We start from the raw sequence: 15,155 nt of genomic DNA on the forward strand, positions 1-15,155 counted from the left end.
TGGGGATCCCGACCACCTCGACGATGATGTTCGGCCACGTCGACCACCCGCGGCACTGGGTGGCGCACCTGCGGCTGATCGGACGGCTGCAGGACGAGACCGGCGGCTTCACCGAGTTCGTGCCGCTGCCCTTCGTGCACAACCAGTCGCCGATCTACCTGGCGGGCCTGGCCCGGGCCGGGGCCTCCCAGCGCGAGGTCAAGGCGGTGCACGCGATGGCCCGGATCCTGTTGCACGGCAAGATCGCCAACATCCAGACCAGCTGGGTCAAGCTCGGCGAGGCGGGGGCGGCCGAGATGCTGCGCGGCGGGGCGAACGACCTGGGCGGGACGCTGATGGAGGAAACCATCTCGCGGATGGCCGGCTCCGAGCACGGCTCGCGCCGCTCCGTCGCGGAGCTGGAGGCGGTCGCCCGGCTGGCCGGCCGGCCAGCCCGGCAGCGCAGCACCTCCTACGGACGGCTGCCCGAACCCTCCTGAGCGGGCTCGGTTAGGCTCGCCGGGCAGGCCCCGGACGTCCCAACCGCCTCTGTCGTCCCAGTGATTGTGTCTGCAATACCAATTTCACGCGAATAGCAGACCTCCGCTTGACTTATGGGGAACGACACGGGTGTAATTCCAAGTGTGTCGTACGGCTTATGTGAGCCTCACAGCAGCCGATACAGCTCTCCAGGGAGCAGGGCACCCCGGCAGGTCCACTTCCATTCTTCGTAGGAGACACCCGTGACCGATACCTCGCACCTGGCAGACGCGGACCTGTCGGCGATCTTCGGCCTTCCTGAGGAGCAGAGCTGGCAGGAGCGCGCGCTGTGCGCCCAGACCGACCCCGAGGCGTTCTTCCCGGAGAAGGGCGGCTCGACCCGTGAGGCCAAGAAGATCTGCGTCGGCTGCGAGGTGCGCGGCGAGTGCCTGGAGTACGCGCTGGAGCACGACGAGCGGTTCGGCATCTGGGGCGGCCTGAGCGAGCGGGAGCGCCGCCGGGTCAAGCGCCGGGCCGTCTGACAGCTTCGCCCGCGGGCCGCTGGCACGCCGGCCGGCCCGCACCCAGCTCCACCTCGCCCGCCGCGGCAGTCACTCGGCGGGCGGGTCGATCTCCTCGGTGGACCGGCCCAGCAGCCGGGCCACCTGCTCCACCACCACGTCATGCACCAGGTCGGCCAGGTCCTCGCTCTGCGAGGCCCGGCTCTCCAGCGGCCGCCGGTAGACCACGATCACCGGCACGTTGATCCCGGCCACTCCGTTGCGGTACAGCCGGGACAGCGGCACCGCGTTGTCGTCGAGGATGTCGGAGTCGAAGTCGTAGTCGGCCGTCCCGCGGTGGCTGACGTCGGGCACGTCTTCCACCGCGAACTCCACCTGGGCCAGCTGCTCGGCCAGCCGCGGCTGCAGATGGTCGACGGCATGCAGCACCATCGCGTCGAAGGCATCGCCCCGGCTGTGCGCGATCGGCACCGGCCGCGGTGCCAGCATCCCGCGCAGCCCCCGGCCGTGCCGGTCCCGTCGCCGGCCCGGGCGCCGGGCCGGCCTGTCGCTTCCCATGCCGGCGAGCCTAGTGCGGCACGGCGGGCGACACGCGGCGACGAACGTCTGCGGTCCCGGCACGTCGCTCACCGGCAAAGGCGCTGCCGGGGTCTAGTGTCGGCCGCTGTGAGGCATGTCCGTCGCTGTACCCGCACTGGCTGCAGTCAGTCTGCCGTCGCGACGCTGACCTACATCTACTCCGACTCGACGGCCGTGGTCGGCCCGTTGGCCGCCTTCGCCGAGCCGCACTCCTACGACCTGTGCGAGGAGCACGCCGTCCGGCTGACCGTGCCGCGGGGCTGGGAGGTGGTCCGGCACGCCGGCGAGTTCCCGTCCCCGATCCCGCACGCCGACGACCTCGAGGCGCTGGCCGACGCCGTCCGGGAGGCGGCCCGGGTGGAGCTGCCGCGCGAGGTCCGGGGCGACGACAACGGGTTGACCGGCCGGCGCGGGCATCTGCGGGTGGTCCCGCCGCCGGTCTGAGCCACCGGCTCGGGTCCGCTGGCCATCGCCTAGGCTGGCAGACCACACGAGAAGCACCGGAGCCGCTGCCGTCGCTGGCTCCGTGCGGCTGAGCGAGCCGACGCTCAGCACCGACACCGCCAGGAGAGGCGTCCGCAGGGTGATCAACCTTTCCGACATCGTGAAGGCCTACGACGTCCGGGGAATCGTTCCCGACCAGCTCGACCCCGAGGTAGCCCGGGCGCTGGGCGCAGCCTTCGTGACCATCACCGGGGTCCGCGCGCTGGCCGCCGGCCGGGACATGCGCCCGTCCGGCCCCGAGCTGCTGGCCGCGTTCGCCGACGGCGCCACCAGCCAGGGCGCCGACGTGGTCGACATCGGGCTGGCCTCCACCGACATGCTGTACTTCGCCAGCGGCCAGCTGGGCCTGGCGGGCGCGATGTTCACCGCCAGCCACAACCCGGCCCGCTACAACGGCATCAAGCTGTGCCTGCCGGGCGCCCAGCCGGTCGGGCAGGACACCGGTCTGGCCGAGGTCCGCAGCCTCGCCCAGGACTACCTCGCCACCGGCCTGCCCGCGCCGGCGGACCGGCCGGGCAGTGTCACCAGCCGCGACCTGCTCGCCGACTATGCCGGCTACCTGCGCGGCCTGGTGGACCTGTCGGCGTCCCGGCCGCTGAAGGTGGTGGTGGACGCCGGCAACGGCATGGCCGGCTACACCGTGCCGGCGGTGCTCGGCAGTGCCGTGCTCGCCCCGCTGCCGCTGGAGATCGACGAGCTGTACTTCGAGCTGGACGGCAGCTTCCCCAACCACGAGGCCAACCCGCTGGAACCGGCCAACCTGGTCGACCTGCAGCGCCGGGTGGTCGAGGTGGGCGCCGACATCGGGCTGGCCTTCGACGGCGACGCCGACCGGTGCTTCGTCGTCGACGCCGACGGCAACCCGGTCTCGCCGAGTGCGGTCACCGCGCTGGTCGCCGTCCGGGAGCTGGCCAAGGCGCCGGGCTCGGCGGTCATCCACAACCTGATCACCTCCAAGGCGGTGCCCGAGATCATCGCCGCGCACGGCGGCCGGCCGGTCCGTACCCGGGTCGGGCACTCCTACATCAAGGCCGAGATGGCCGTCACCGACGCGGTGTTCGGCGGCGAGCACTCGGCGCACTACTACTTCCGCGACTTCTGGCGCGCCGACACCGGCATGCTGGCCGCGATGCACGTGCTGGCCGCGCTCGGCGAGCAGGACGGCACGCTGGCCGCCCTGACATCGGATTACCAGCGCTACCACGCCTCCGGCGAGATCAACTCCACGGTGGCCGACCAGGACGCCAAGGTGGCCGCGGTCCGCGACCGGTTCGCCGACCGCACCTCGGCCAGCGACACCCTGGACGGGCTGACCCTGGAGCTGGCCGACGGCTCCTGGCTCAACGTCCGGGCCTCCAACACCGAGCCGCTGCTGCGGCTCAACGTCGAAGCTCCCACACCCACCGCGCTGGCCGCCGTCCGCGACGAGGCGTTGGCCGTCATCCGGTCCTAGGAGGTACTCCCGTGTCCGTCTCCACCGAGTTGCTGGCGATCCTGGCCTGCCCGAGCGCCGACCACGCCCCGCTGCGGCTGGAGACCAGCGGCAGTGGCGAGGAGCTGGTCTGTACCAGCTGCCTGAGCCGGTTCCCGGTCACCGACGGCATTCCGGTGCTGCTGGCCGACGAGGCGGTGCCCGGCCCGCGCGGCCTGGGCGTGCCGGCCGCCGACGAGCCGGCCGGGCAGTCGGCCACCGACGAGCCGCCGGGAACCACTCCGTGACCGCCTTCTCCCACGAGCTGCTCGACGACCCGCAGGCGCTGGTCGCGGCCGACCGCGGCGGCCTGCTGCGGGCGCTGGCCGGCGCCGGCGCGCAGGTGCGGCGCAGCGTCGAGACCGCCGCCGAGTTCGGCCTGGACCGGCTGCGCGACTCGCCCACCCCGCGGGCGGTGCTGGTGGCCGCCGACGCCGCCGCTCCGTACCTGTCCAACCTGCTGGCCGCACTCGCCTCGGCGAACGCGCCGGTGATCGACTGGCGCGATCCCACCCTGCCGCGGTGGGTCGGTCCCGCCGACGCGCTGCTGGCGGTCTCGGCCGACGGCCGGCATCCGCGGCTGGCCGAACTGGTCGCCCAGGCCGACCGGCGCGGCATGGTCATCGCGGTGGCCGCCCCGGTCCGCTCGCCGGTGGCGGCCGCTGCCGGCCGGCACCCGGTGGCCGACGTCAGCCACCTGGACCCGATACCGCCCCGGGCGCTGTGGTGGGCGCTGGCCACCCCGGCCCTGCAGGCCCTCGACGCGCTCGGCCTGGCCCCGACCGCCGAGCTGCTCGACCAGGTCGCCGACAGCCTGGACCAGGTGGCCGAGACCGACCGTCCGGACTCCTCCGCCTACACCGGGCCTGCCAAGCTGCTGGCCGCCGAGCTCGCCGAGTCGGTGCCGGTGATCGCCGGCATCGGGCAGACCGCCACCGTGGCCGCCCGGCGGTTCGCCGGCGCGGTGCAGCTGATCGGCGGGTCCACCGCGATGGCCGCGGCGCTGCCGGACGACGTGGCCCGGATCGGCTCGCTGCTGGAGTTCGCCGCCACCGAGGCCGACTTCTTCGCCGACCGGGTGTCCGAGCCCGCGATCCGGCCGCGGCTGGTGCTGATCGGCGACGACGACCGCTTCGGCGAGCCGCAGCAGAGCCCGTGGGACGGCCTGGGCGACGACGCCGGCCGGCGGGCCGCCTCGGCGCTGGCCGGACTGGCCGCCAGTCGCAGCATCGGCAGTTCCCGGATCCTGGTGCCGGACGCCCCGCCGCTGGTCCGGTTCGCCGCCGCCTCGGCCACCGGGGATTTCGCCGCGACGTACCTGGCCCTTGCCCGCGGGATCGACCCGTGCGCGCCGAGACTGGGGGAGCTGCCACATTGAACCGCTGGACCGCAGCCGAGCAAGCCGGCAGGCCGACCGGGATCACCGGCCGGAACCGTCCCGGAGTGCTGGCGTGAGCGCGCACGGCGGCAGCCGGGCGGTGCTGGCCGCGCTCGGCGCGAACGTCGGCATCGCGGTCATCAAGTTCATCGCGTTCCTGCTGACCGGCTCGTCGTCGATGCTGGCCGAGTCCGTCCACTCGCTGGCCGACTCCGGCAACCAGGGGCTGCTGCTGCTCGGCGGCCGCCGGTCCCGGCGGCAGGCCACCGCGGAGCACCCGTTCGGCTACGGCCGGGACCGCTACGTCTACGGGTTCCTGGTGGCGCTGGTGCTGTTCACCGTCGGCGGCCTGTTCGCGCTGTACGAGGGCATCCACAAGATCAGCGACCCGCACCACGTCGACTCGCCGCTGATCGCCATCGGCGTGCTGGTGGCCGCGATCATCCTGGAGTCGCTGTCCTTCCGCACCGCGATCCGGGAGTCCCGTGGCCTGAAGGGCGAGGCCAGCTGGCCGCAGTTCATCCGACGGGCCAAGGTGCCGGAGCTGCCGGTGGTGCTGCTGGAGGACTTCGCCGCACTGGTGGGCCTGGCCTTCGCGCTGGTCGGCGTGGGGCTCGCCACGCTGCTCGACCAGCCGGTCTGGGACGGCATCGGCACGGTCGGCATCGGGGCGCTGCTGATCGCGGTCGCGGTCGTCCTGATCATCGAGACCAAGAGCCTGCTGCTCGGCGAGGCGGCCAGCCCCGCGGCGGTGGCCCGGATCGAGTCGGCGCTGGTGGGCGACCCGGCCGGCGGCATCACCGGGGTGATCCACTCCCGCACCATGCACCTGGGCCCGGACGAGGTGCTGGTGGCGGCCAAGGTCTCGATGGCACCGGGCTGCACGCTGGACGAGGTGGCCGGCGCGATCAACGCCGCCGAGGCCCGGGTCCGGGCCGCCGAGCCCACCGCCCGGGTGATCTACCTGGAGCCCGACATCTACCGTCCGGAACTCGCCGGCGGCGGCCCGTGACGGCCGATCGGCGACTGGGCGAGCAGCCCGCCGGCACCGGCCAGCCGCGGCTGATCGGGCTGCACAACGCGATCCGGGAGTACGCCTGGGGCTCGGTACGCGCCATTCCGGACCTGCTGGGCGTCGAGCCGACCGGCCGGCCGGCCGCCGAGCTGTGGATGGGCGCCCATCCGGACGAGCCGTCCCGGTGGGCCGAGCATCCCGACCGGCCGGCGTTGGACGAGCTGATCGCCGCCGACCCGCGGCACTGGCTGGGGGAGGCGAGCCTGGCGGCGTTCGGGCCGCGGCTGCCGTTCCTGATGAAGGTGCTGGCCGCCGAGCGGGCGCTGTCGATCCAGGTGCATCCCAGCCGCGCCCAGGCCGAGGCCGGTTTCGCCGCCGAGGAGCGCGCCGGCCTGCCGCGCGGTTCGGCCGGGCGCAACTACTGCGACGCCAACCACAAGCCGGAGCTGGCCTACGCGCTGACCGACTTCGAGGCGTTCTGCGGGTTCCGGCCGGTGCCGGCCACCCTGGAACTGCTGGCGGAGCTGGCGGTGCCGGGGCTGGCCTGCTACCTGTCGATGCTGGCCGGCCCGGACGGCCTGCGGGCCACCTTCACCAGCCTGCTGGGACTGGCCGGCGACGCCCGCGCCGAGCTGGTGGCGGCCACCGTGGCCGGCTGCCGCCGGCTGGCCGAACGGGACAGCCCGTGGGCGGGCGTGGCCCGGGCCTCGGTGCTGGCCGCCGAGGACTTTCCCGGCGACATCGGCGCGGTGCTGGCGCTGTTGCTCAACCACGTCCGGCTGGCGCCCGGCGAGGCGATCTACCTCGGCGCCGGCAACGTGCACGCCTACCTGCGCGGGGTGTGCATCGAGATCCTGGCCAACAGCGACAATGTGCTGCGCTGCGGGCTGACCCCCAAGCACGTCGACGTACCGGAGCTGCTGCGGGTGGCCGACTTCACCAGCCTCGCCGAGCCGCGCTGGCAGCCGTCCCGGACGGCACCCGGGCAGCGGGTCTTCGAGGTGCCGGTGCCGGACTTCCGGCTCTCGGTGCTGGAGCTGTCCGGGGCGGCGGTGCCGCTGGAGCCGGCCGACGGCCCGCAGCTGCTGCTCAGCGGCGCGGGCCCGGTGACGGTGCGCTGCGGCGCGGAGCGGCGGACCCTGCGGCGCTGGGAATCGGTCTATATCGCCCCCGGCGATCCGGCCTGCAGCGTCTCGGGCAGTGGTCGGGCATTCGTAGCCGCCACCAACCTGGCGCCCGGCTCCTACCATTGAGTTTCCGGAGATCGACTCCGGCGGCTCGGCTGTGGGCGTCCTGCCTCCGACCGGGCCGTGAAGGTGCCACGATGGGACGATGAAACCTCGCGTTCTGGTAGTCGACGACGACTCCTCACTCGCCGAGATGCTCGGCATCATGCTGCGCTCGGAGGGTTTCGAGCCGGCGTTCGTACCCGACGGCTCACGGGCCCTGGCCGCCTTCCGCGAGGTCAAGCCGGACATCGTGCTGCTGGACCTGATGCTGCCGGGGATGAGCGGCATCGACGTCTGCCGCGCCGTCCGGGCCGAGTCCGGCACCCCGATCATCATGCTGACCGCCAAGTCCGACACCGTCGACATCGTGCTGGGGCTGGAGTCCGGCGCCGACGATTACGTGGTGAAGCCCTTCAAGCCCAAGGAGCTCACCGCTCGGATGCGGGCCCGGCTGCGCCGCTACGACGAGGCCGGCGGCGAGACGCTGCAGATCGGCCCGCCGGACTCGGCGGTCAGCATCGACGTGCAGGCCCACCAGGTGGTGCGCGACGGCGTGCAGATCTCGCTCACCCCGCTGGAGTTCGACCTGCTGGTGGCGCTGGCCCGCAAGCCCCGGCAGGTCTTCACCCGTGAGGTGCTGCTGGAGCAGGTCTGGGGCTACCGGCACGCCGCCGACACCCGGCTGGTCAACGTGCACGTGCAGCGGCTGCGCTCGAAGGTGGAACGCGATCCGGAACGCCCCGAGGTGGTGCTGACCGTCCGCGGCGTCGGCTACAAAGCCGGGCCGCCGTGAACCCTGCCGCTCGGGGCCTGCCCGGCGGGCTGGACGGGCTGCCGGCCCGGGCGTACCAGTGGTGGCAGGCCGCGTTCGGCTGGCTGGACCGCCGGTTCCGGCCGGGCCTGGCGGCGCTGTCGGCCCGGTGGCGGCGTTCGCTGCAGCTGCGGGTGGCCACCACCACGATCCTGGTGACCAGCTTCATCGTGCTGCTGATCGGGCAGTTCCTGGTCGACCAGATCGGCAACGGCGTGCTGAAGGCCAAGCGGGACGCCTCGATCACCCAGGCCTCGCTGGGCCTGGAGGCGGCCAACGCCGCCTTCGACGGGGTGGCGCCGGGCGACCCCGTCAACATCCGGGACGCCGTCGACAAGATCATCGCCACCCCGACCCAGTCCACCGCGACCCTGGGCGGCGGGGCCCTGTTCAGCAAGGTGGTCCGCTCAGTCGACCAGGCGGTGAACCGTCAGCTGCCGGTCAGCCAGCCGATTCCGGACGCGCTGCGCCGCCAGGTCGACCGGGGCACCCTGGCCGTGCAGTACGCGCCGGTCCGGACCCCGGGCCAGCCGGGTGAGGTGCCCGGCCTGATCGTCGGGCAGCCGATGACCACCCAGGCCGGCGCCTTCGAGCTGTACTACCTATTCCCGCTCACCGCCGAGCAGCGGACCCTGGGGCTGGTGCAGCGCACCGTCCTGATCGCGGGCCTGGCCCTGGTGCTGCTGGTGGCGATGATCGCCGCGCTGGTCACCCGCCAGGTGGTGCGCCCGGTCCGGGTGGCCGCCCAGACCGCCGGCCGGCTGGCCGGCGGCGAGCTGTCCCAGCGCATCAAGGTCTCCGGCGAGGACGACATCGCGCTGCTGGGCGAGTCGTTCAACGACATGGCCAACAGCCTGCAGCAGCAGATCCAGCGGCTGGAGAACCTGTCCCGGGTGCAGCAGCGGTTCACCTCCGACGTCTCCCACGAGCTGCGCACCCCGCTGACCACCATCCGGATGGCTTCCGAGCTGCTCTACACCCGCCGCGAGGACTTCGCACCCGAGCTGGCCCGGTCGGTGGAGTTGCTGAGCAACGAGCTGGACCGCTTCGAGAGCCTGCTGGCCGACCTGCTGGAGATCTCGCGCTACGACGCCGGCAATGCCCACCTGGAGACCGAGCAAGCCGACCTGCGCGGCATCGTGGAGCGGGCGGTGGCCACGGCCCGGCCGCTGGCCGACCGGCACGGGGTGGAGCTGAGCTGCGAGCTGCCGGACGAGCCGGTGGTCGCCGAGATGGACGCCCGCCGGATCGAGCGGGTGCTGCGCAACCTGCTGGGCAACGCCCTCGACCATGCCGAGGGCCGGCCGGTGATCGTCCGGGTCGCCGCCGACTCCGCCTCGGTGGCGGTGACGGTGCGCGACCAGGGCGTAGGGCTGCGTCCGGGCGAGGCCGCCCTGGTGTTCAACCGGTTCTGGCGCGCCGACCCGTCCCGCAGCCGGTTGACCGGCGGTACCGGGCTGGGACTGGCGATCAGCCTGGAGGACGTCCGGTTGCACCACGGCTGGCTGCAGGCGTGGGGCGCGCGGGGTCACGGGGCGGTGTTCCGGATGACGCTGCCCCGGGTGGCCGGTGGCCAGCTGAGCGGCTCACCGCTGCCGTTGGAGCCGCCGGGGGTGCTGGCATGAGGAAGCGGGGCAGTCACTTCGGTCCGCTCCTCGCTCGTTCCTCGCTGCGATGCTCCCTCAGCCGGGGCAGCTCGGTGCTGGCCGCACTGCTGCTGCCGGTCGTGGTGCTGCTGGCCGGCTGCACCGGCGTGCCGACCGACACCGCCCCGCTGGTGGTGCGCACCATCGACCACGGCGGCCCGGACGGGCAGGCCAACATCACCCCCAAGGTCGGGGCCCAGCCGCGCGACCTGGTCACCGACTTCCTGACCGCGTCGGTGGCTGCCGACGCCCGGCACTCCCAGGCCCGGCAGTTCCTCACCAACGCCGCGTCCCGCAAGTGGCAGGACAACGCGGTGACGGTGCTCAACGAGGTCAGCGTCGGGGTGGCCACGATCACCGGGGCGGGCACCGCACGGGTCGAGGTGTCCGGCCCCCGGGTCGGCGGGCTCGACGACAAGGGTGTGTACACCCCGTCGTTGAAGGGTGTCGGTATAGGTGACGTGGAGACGTTCTCCTACGACCTCGTCCAGGTCGAGGGGGAGTGGCGGATCAACCAGCTGCAGCCCGGGGTGCTGCTCAGCAAGACCTCCTTCGACCGCTCCTACCAGGCCCGCAGGCTGTACTTCTACGACCTGTCCGAGACCGTGCTGGTGCCCGACCTGCGCTACAGCGCGCTGGGCGGGCAGGCGCTGGCCACCTGGCTGCTGACCGCGCTGGTGACCGGTCCCCGGCCGGAGCTCACCCAGTCGGTGATCAACGAGGTGCCCGACAAGGTGACCGGGGCGACCGTGGAGAACAGCGACCCGATCAAGGTGGAGATGCCCGGCACCAGCCAGCTGGACGCCAACGGGCGCAACCGGCTCGCCGCCCAGCTGGCCTACACCCTGACCCAGATCCGGTTCGCCTCCGGCACCCAGCTGACGCTGACCGACTCCGGCCGTCCGGTGGCCGTTCCGGCCGGGCACGGTCCCACCTTCGTGGCCGCCGACTTCTCCTCCGCGCTGCCGGACAGCGTGGCTCCGGCGGCAGAGCCCTACTTCGTGCGCGCCGGCGCGGTTATCAAGGGCACCAACGACAAGCCGATCGCGGGGCCGCTGGGCCAGCCGGGCCGAGGTTTGACGTCAGTGGCACTGCGCCACACCACCACCGGCGAGCTGCAGGTGGCGGCGGTGGGCGGCAACCGGCTGCAGGTCGGCTCGACCAGCAGGCTGGTCCGGGTCAGGCTGCCGGCCGGGGTGCTGAGCCGGCCGGAGTGGCGTCCGCGCACCGGCGACGCCGACGCCGACGCGTGGGTCGGCGTCGGTACCCGGGGTTCGATCTACCGGGTCGGCATGAACGGGATCGCCAGGCAGGTCTCGATCACCTCGTCGGTGGGCGGCCTGCCGCTCGGCCAGGTGACGGCGTTGCGGTTCAGCCCGGACGGGGTGCGGCTGGCGGCCGTGCTGCGCGGTGCCGACGGAACGCTGACGGCCTGGATCGGCTCGGTGGTGGTCTCCTCCAGCGACATCCGGATCGACGCATTCCAGCCGTTCACACCGGCCGAGCTGGCGATCAGCGACCTGGCCTGGACCGACGCCACCAAACTGCTGCTGCTGGCTCGCAAGCCGGGTGACGAAACTCGGGTCCAGCCGGTGTCCTCCGACGGCTCGGAGATCAGCAAGCCGGCCTACACCACTGCCGGGCTGCCGGGGCCGGCCACCTCGATCGCCGCCGCCCCGCAGCAGCTGCCGCTGGTGTCGGCCAGCGACTCGATCTGGATTCTGGAGAGCGGCGGCTGGAAGCCCTACCCCGGCGACGCCGCCACGCCGGGCATCAATCCGGTGTTCGCCCCCTGGTAAGGGCGGTTCGAACAGGGTTAGACGAGAGCTGGATCGGCGGGGAGCCGCACACGAGTACGTCAACCACTCCGCCGGGGGAATACGCGCGAGGCAATATATTCACGAACCTCAATGAGGGTACTTCTCGGAACTAAAGCGCTCACTGGACGGCACTTACCATCACGTCAGCGTGGGAACATTTGCAGCGCTACTTGCACCAGTTCGATTTCCTATACACTAATTGCAAGCGCAGCAACTCCAAGAGAATGCGCCTAATACTCAGCAATGTTGCTGGGATGGCGGTTGACCTACAAACCACTGCTAGCCAAAGTGGATTTCTGAAGGCAACTCGCAAGCAGCGCCGACCCAGAGCCAGTGTCACCCCGCCGGGATGGTGGCTGCTGCTGTGATGGTTCGGGTCTGGCCTGATTGGGTGAGGGTCAAGGCGGCGGTAAAGACCTTATCGTTGGTGGGCCCCACGCGCACCACGATACTGCACTGCATCGACCCTGCGGGACAGCTGCCGTTGAAACACGGTGTGTTGCCGTAGTTCGCGTAGCAACTTTGGGTGATGGCGACGCCATTGGCGTTGTGGACGTACCAGGACGTGCTGTACGTGCCGGACGTGTTGTGTGGGCTGAAATTGACGGTCACCAAGTGGTAGGCGGGCAGCGCGCTGCTCTCGCAGGAGTTGGCCGACCAAGCGCCACCGGCGTCGCAGCCGAGCACTTCGCTGCCGAACGCGTTCGCCGACGGGCTGCCGACGACGAAGAATGCCAATGCCGCCACCAGGGCGGAGACGGCAGTCAAGAGTTTGCGCATCACGGGGCTCCCATCCGGAGGAAGTGCGAGCAATCTACGCGGGCCAAACACGACAAGTCAATCCCTTTGGGGCTTTTGGTAAATACCTGATCGGCTGTACGGCACCGACCACCAGCGCCGCGCGCTGCCCTACCTGTTGCGCTCCCGGCTGACCGTCGGCATGCCCCGAACGGGCTGACCCAGATACCCCCGTCGCTGACTGGGTCCCTCAACCCGCATATCGCCGGTTATCCACAGACCCGGCGCCGGGCGGGCACGGCCCTCTGCAGTCGGGCAAGGTAGCTGGTATGAGGGTATTGCCCGACTTGCTGGATCTGGTGTGGCCGTCGACCTGCGTGTGCTGCGGCCGGGGCGATGCGGTGTGGTGCCCGCACTGCCGGCCGCCGTCGGTTCCGTATCAGGTCGCGTTGCCGGCCGCACCGGGCGTCCCGCCGGTGGTGGCGGCCGGCGAGTACGGCGGTGCGCTGCGCCAGGCGCTGCTGGCCTTCAAGGAGCGCGGCCAGCGGGCGCTGGTCGGTCCGCTGGCCGGCTACCTCGGCGACGCCGTCGACACCGGCCGCCGCCGGTTCGGCAACCCGGCCAGCCCAGGCGGACCCAACAGCCCGGGCGGCCCCGACAGCCTGGCCAGCCCCGACGGCCGGCCGATCCTGGTGCCGGTGCCCTCCAGCCGGTCGGCGGCCCGCCAGCGCGGCGGTGACCACCTGCTACGGCTGGCCGCCGAGGCCGCCGCGCCGCACGGACTGCCGGTGCTCCCGGTGCTGCGGCTGACCGGCCGCGGCCGGGACTCCAGCCACCTGCCGGCGGCCCAGCGGGCGGCCAACCTGGCCGGCCGGATGGCGGCGCAGCCGGTCAGCACCGACCGGCCGGTGCTGATCGTCGACGACATCGTCACCACCGGCGCCACCCTCGCCGAGGCCGACCGGGCGCTGCGGGCGGCCGGCTGGCAGGTGGCCGGCGCCGCGGTGATCGCCGCGACCCGGCTGCGCAGCGATCACCGCGGGGTTCCGGCCGGGCGACATCGGCACGTTCCGACTGGGCAGATCAACCGGGAACGGCTAGCGTTCATATGACCTACCGATTTAAGGCGCAACGGGCTCCGGCTCGGGCCGGCCAACTTGGGGGGACCGGCCTGTCCGGCTGTGGCTCGGGACGTCGCGAGCAGCAGGAGGTCGCGTGGATATTGTCGTGAGGGGCCGCAACGTCGAGGTGCCCGACCACTACCGGCAACACGTGGCGGAGAAACTGGCGAAGGTCGAGCGCTACGACCAGCGGATATTCCGGGCTGATGTCGAACTCCTCCACGAGAAGAATCCCAGGCAATCCGAGATCTGCCAGCGGGTCGAGATAACCTGCCGGGCCCGCGGCCCGGTGGTACGGGTAGAGGCCTGCGCGGCCGACTTCTACAAGGCCCTCGACCTCGCCGTCGAGCGGCTGGCCCGCAAGTTCCGGCAGTCAGCCGACCGCCGCCGGGTGCACCACGGCCGGCACACCCCCACCTCGGTCGCGGCGGCCACCGGCGCGCTGATCGAGCCGGAGGCCTTCATCGCCTCCCGGCCCGACGACGAGCCGGCCCTCGACGACGAGTTGACCGACGGTCCTGGCCAGGTGGTGCGGATCAAGGAACACCCGGCCAAGCCGATGACGGTTGACCAGGCGCTGTTCGAGATGGAACTGGTGGGCCACGACTTCTACCTCTTCGCCGACGCCGACGGCGGCCATCCGAGCGTGGTGTACCGGCGGAAGGGTTACGACTACGGGGTGATCCGGCTCGTCGAGTGACCCCGCCGGTGCCGGTGGCCGGTCACGGGGCGGGCCGGCCCGCCACCGGCCGGTATCCTGGACGATCATGACCGCCACCGACAGCGCCGTTCAGCTTGCCCGCATCGCCGCGCAGGCCGCCTCCGACAAGCTGGCCTCCGACATCGTCCTCATCGACGTCAGCGACCGGTTGGCCATCACCGACGTCTTCGTGATCGTCACCGGCAGCAACGAGCGGCAGGTCGAAGCGATCGTCGACGAGGTCGAGGAGAAGCTGCGGCTGGCCGGCAGCAAGCCGTTGCGCCGCGAGGGCGGCCGGGACGGCCGGTGGGTGCTGCTGGACTACTCCGACTTCGTGGTGCACGTCCAGCACGCCGAGGAGCGGGTCTTCTACTCGCTGGAGCGGCTGTGGAAGGACTGCCCGGTGATCGAGTTCGACGACGGCCGGCCGCCGGCGGCAACCGGGTCAGGTCAGGCCGTCGCACCCGGTAGCGGAATCGGGCCGACGGACGAGGCCTAGTGGAGCGCCGGCTGGTCATCCTGCGGCACGGTCGGACCGCCTGGAACGCCGAACGCCGTTACCAGGGCCAGGAGGACCCGCCGCTGGACGAGGTCGGCCAGGTGCAGGCACTGGAGGTCGCCGCGCTGATCGCGGCCATGCATCCCGACCTGGTGGTCTCCTCCGACCTGCGCCGCGCCGAGCAGACCGCGCGCAAGGTCGTGGCCCTGACCGGCCAGAAGCTGGTCTTCGACCAGCGGTTGCGCGAGCGGCACCTGGGCCACTGGCAGGGCCTGACCCGCGACGAGGTGCAGGCCCGCTACCCGGCGGAATTCGCCGACTGGCTGGCCGGCCGCGACGTGGTGCGCCGAGGGGGCGAGAGCCGGCAGGACGTCGCCACCCGGGCGGTCAAGGCGCTCGGGGACCTGCCCGAGGTCGGGCTGACGGTGCTGGTCAGCCACGGTGCCACCTCGATGTGCCTGTCCGCGGCGCTGCTCGGGCTGCCGCAGACCCCGTCCATCCTCGGCCCGCTGGCCAACTGCCACTGGACGGAGCTGCGCGACGGCGGGGACGGCTGGACGCTGCGCGCACACAACGCCGGCCCGCCCGGTCCGGTCATTCCGCTGCTGGCCCCGGACGGCGAGCACTCCGACGCCGAGGCCTGACCGGAGGCTGTCCCGGAGCA

Annotated in this window: 16 protein-coding genes and 1 pseudogene; 15 read left to right on the forward strand and 2 right to left on the reverse strand. The window is 72.3% G+C overall.

The window, feature by feature from the left end:
• Nucleotides 1-479, forward strand: a pseudogene (locus tag VLJ82_RS06205) (7,8-didemethyl-8-hydroxy-5-deazariboflavin synthase); the annotation flags it as partial.
• Between the two features lie 261 nt (nucleotides 480-740).
• A complete protein-coding gene (locus tag VLJ82_RS06210; RefSeq protein WP_408662485.1) occupies nucleotides 741-1,001 on the forward strand; it encodes a WhiB family transcriptional regulator in 261 nt (86 codons plus the stop codon).
• Nucleotides 1,002-1,070: 69 nt separating this feature from the next.
• Here the strand turns inward: VLJ82_RS06210 and VLJ82_RS06215 are convergent, their stop codons facing one another.
• Nucleotides 1,071-1,538 (reverse strand): metallopeptidase family protein, encoded by a 468-nt coding sequence (locus VLJ82_RS06215; RefSeq protein ID WP_408662458.1) that lies wholly within the window; start codon nucleotides 1,536-1,538, stop codon nucleotides 1,071-1,073.
• A 108-nt stretch (nucleotides 1,539-1,646) separates the two neighbouring features.
• Here VLJ82_RS06215 and VLJ82_RS06220 point away from each other — a divergent pair, with 108 nt between their 5' ends.
• The 9 genes from VLJ82_RS06220 to VLJ82_RS06260 all read left to right on the forward strand — a co-directional run bounded on the left by VLJ82_RS06220 (nucleotide 1,647) and on the right by VLJ82_RS06260 (nucleotide 11,412).
• Nucleotides 1,647-2,003: a DUF3499 domain-containing protein gene (locus VLJ82_RS06220; RefSeq protein WP_408662459.1), complete on the forward strand. Its 357-nt coding sequence runs from the start codon at nucleotides 1,647-1,649 to the stop codon at nucleotides 2,001-2,003.
• A 139-nt stretch (nucleotides 2,004-2,142) separates the two neighbouring features.
• Nucleotides 2,143-3,516, forward strand: a complete 1,374-nt coding sequence (locus tag VLJ82_RS06225; protein WP_408662460.1) for a phosphomannomutase/phosphoglucomutase — start codon at nucleotides 2,143-2,145, stop codon at nucleotides 3,514-3,516.
• Nucleotides 3,517-3,527: 11 nt separating this feature from the next.
• Nucleotides 3,528-3,782 (forward strand): Trm112 family protein, encoded by a 255-nt coding sequence (locus VLJ82_RS06230; RefSeq protein WP_408662461.1) that lies wholly within the window; start codon nucleotides 3,528-3,530, stop codon nucleotides 3,780-3,782.
• Nucleotides 3,779-4,912: an SIS domain-containing protein gene (locus tag VLJ82_RS06235; RefSeq protein ID WP_408662462.1), complete on the forward strand. Its 1,134-nt coding sequence runs from the start codon at nucleotides 3,779-3,781 to the stop codon at nucleotides 4,910-4,912. Before VLJ82_RS06230 ends, VLJ82_RS06235 begins: the two co-directional genes overlap by 4 nt.
• Before the next feature lie 73 nt (nucleotides 4,913-4,985).
• Entirely contained in the window at nucleotides 4,986-5,924 is a 939-nt protein-coding gene (locus VLJ82_RS06240; RefSeq protein ID WP_408662463.1) for a cation diffusion facilitator family transporter, read from the forward strand.
• Between the two features lie 50 nt (nucleotides 5,925-5,974).
• A complete protein-coding gene (gene manA, locus VLJ82_RS06245; RefSeq protein ID WP_408662486.1) occupies nucleotides 5,975-7,180 on the forward strand; it encodes a mannose-6-phosphate isomerase, class I in 1,206 nt (401 codons plus the stop codon).
• Between the two features lie 79 nt (nucleotides 7,181-7,259).
• Nucleotides 7,260-7,949: an MtrAB system response regulator MtrA gene (mtrA, locus tag VLJ82_RS06250; protein ID WP_408662464.1), complete on the forward strand. Its 690-nt coding sequence runs from the start codon at nucleotides 7,260-7,262 to the stop codon at nucleotides 7,947-7,949.
• Nucleotides 7,946-9,592: an MtrAB system histidine kinase MtrB gene (gene mtrB, locus VLJ82_RS06255; RefSeq protein ID WP_408662465.1), complete on the forward strand. Its 1,647-nt coding sequence runs from the start codon at nucleotides 7,946-7,948 to the stop codon at nucleotides 9,590-9,592. The genes mtrA and mtrB overlap by 4 nt, the downstream gene beginning before the upstream one ends.
• On the forward strand, nucleotides 9,589-11,412 hold the full coding sequence (locus VLJ82_RS06260; protein WP_408662466.1) for an LpqB family beta-propeller domain-containing protein: 1,824 nt from the start codon (nucleotides 9,589-9,591) through the stop codon (nucleotides 11,410-11,412). The genes mtrB and VLJ82_RS06260 overlap by 4 nt, the downstream gene beginning before the upstream one ends.
• A 357-nt stretch (nucleotides 11,413-11,769) precedes the next feature.
• On the opposite strand, the gene VLJ82_RS06265 is transcribed toward VLJ82_RS06260, so the two are convergent.
• Complete coding sequence (locus tag VLJ82_RS06265; RefSeq protein ID WP_408662467.1) at nucleotides 11,770-12,213, reverse strand: hypothetical protein; 444 nt, start codon at nucleotides 12,211-12,213, stop codon at nucleotides 11,770-11,772.
• A gap of 287 nt (nucleotides 12,214-12,500) precedes the next feature.
• Here VLJ82_RS06265 and VLJ82_RS06270 point away from each other — a divergent pair, with 287 nt between their 5' ends.
• The 4 genes from VLJ82_RS06270 (at nucleotide 12,501) to VLJ82_RS06285 (ending at nucleotide 15,135) form a co-directional block, all read left to right on the forward strand.
• A complete protein-coding gene (locus VLJ82_RS06270) occupies nucleotides 12,501-13,283 on the forward strand; it encodes a ComF family protein (protein ID WP_408662468.1) in 783 nt (260 codons plus the stop codon).
• Between the two features lie 103 nt (nucleotides 13,284-13,386).
• Nucleotides 13,387-13,992, forward strand: coding sequence for a ribosome hibernation-promoting factor, HPF/YfiA family (gene hpf / locus VLJ82_RS06275; protein ID WP_408662469.1), 606 nt, complete (start codon nucleotides 13,387-13,389; stop codon nucleotides 13,990-13,992).
• A 67-nt stretch (nucleotides 13,993-14,059) separates the two neighbouring features.
• The gene (gene rsfS / locus VLJ82_RS06280) at nucleotides 14,060-14,491 is read left to right on the forward strand and encodes a ribosome silencing factor (protein ID WP_408662470.1); all 432 of its coding nucleotides are present in this window, start codon (nucleotides 14,060-14,062) and stop codon (nucleotides 14,489-14,491) included.
• Nucleotides 14,491-15,135 (forward strand): histidine phosphatase family protein, encoded by a 645-nt coding sequence (locus VLJ82_RS06285; RefSeq protein ID WP_408662471.1) that lies wholly within the window; start codon nucleotides 14,491-14,493, stop codon nucleotides 15,133-15,135. Before rsfS ends, VLJ82_RS06285 begins: the two co-directional genes overlap by 1 nt.
• The last annotated feature ends 20 nt before the right edge of the window (nucleotides 15,136-15,155 follow it).

It is taken from the genome of Jatrophihabitans sp. (genome assembly GCF_035474675.1).
In the GTDB taxonomy this organism is placed as follows: Bacteria; Actinomycetota; Actinomycetes; order Mycobacteriales; family Jatrophihabitantaceae; genus Jatrophihabitans_A.

Bases quoted from the DNA above. Each gene is read 5' to 3' on its own strand.
- VLJ82_RS06265 (WP_408662467.1), bottom strand. From the start codon at position 12,213: ATGCGCAAACTCTTGACTGCCGTCTCCGCCCTGGTGGCGGCATTGGCA.
- VLJ82_RS06260 (WP_408662466.1), top strand. From the start codon at position 9,589: ATGAGGAAGCGGGGCAGTCACTTCGGTCCGCTCCTCGCTCGTTCCTCG.
- rsfS (WP_408662470.1), top strand. From the start codon at position 14,060: ATGACCGCCACCGACAGCGCCGTTCAGCTTGCCCGCATCGCCGCGCAG.
- VLJ82_RS06215 (WP_408662458.1), bottom strand. From the start codon at position 1,538: ATGGGAAGCGACAGGCCGGCCCGGCGCCCGGGCCGGCGACGGGACCGG.
- mtrA (WP_408662464.1), top strand. From the start codon at position 7,260: ATGAAACCTCGCGTTCTGGTAGTCGACGACGACTCCTCACTCGCCGAG.
- VLJ82_RS06270 (WP_408662468.1), top strand. From the start codon at position 12,501: ATGAGGGTATTGCCCGACTTGCTGGATCTGGTGTGGCCGTCGACCTGC.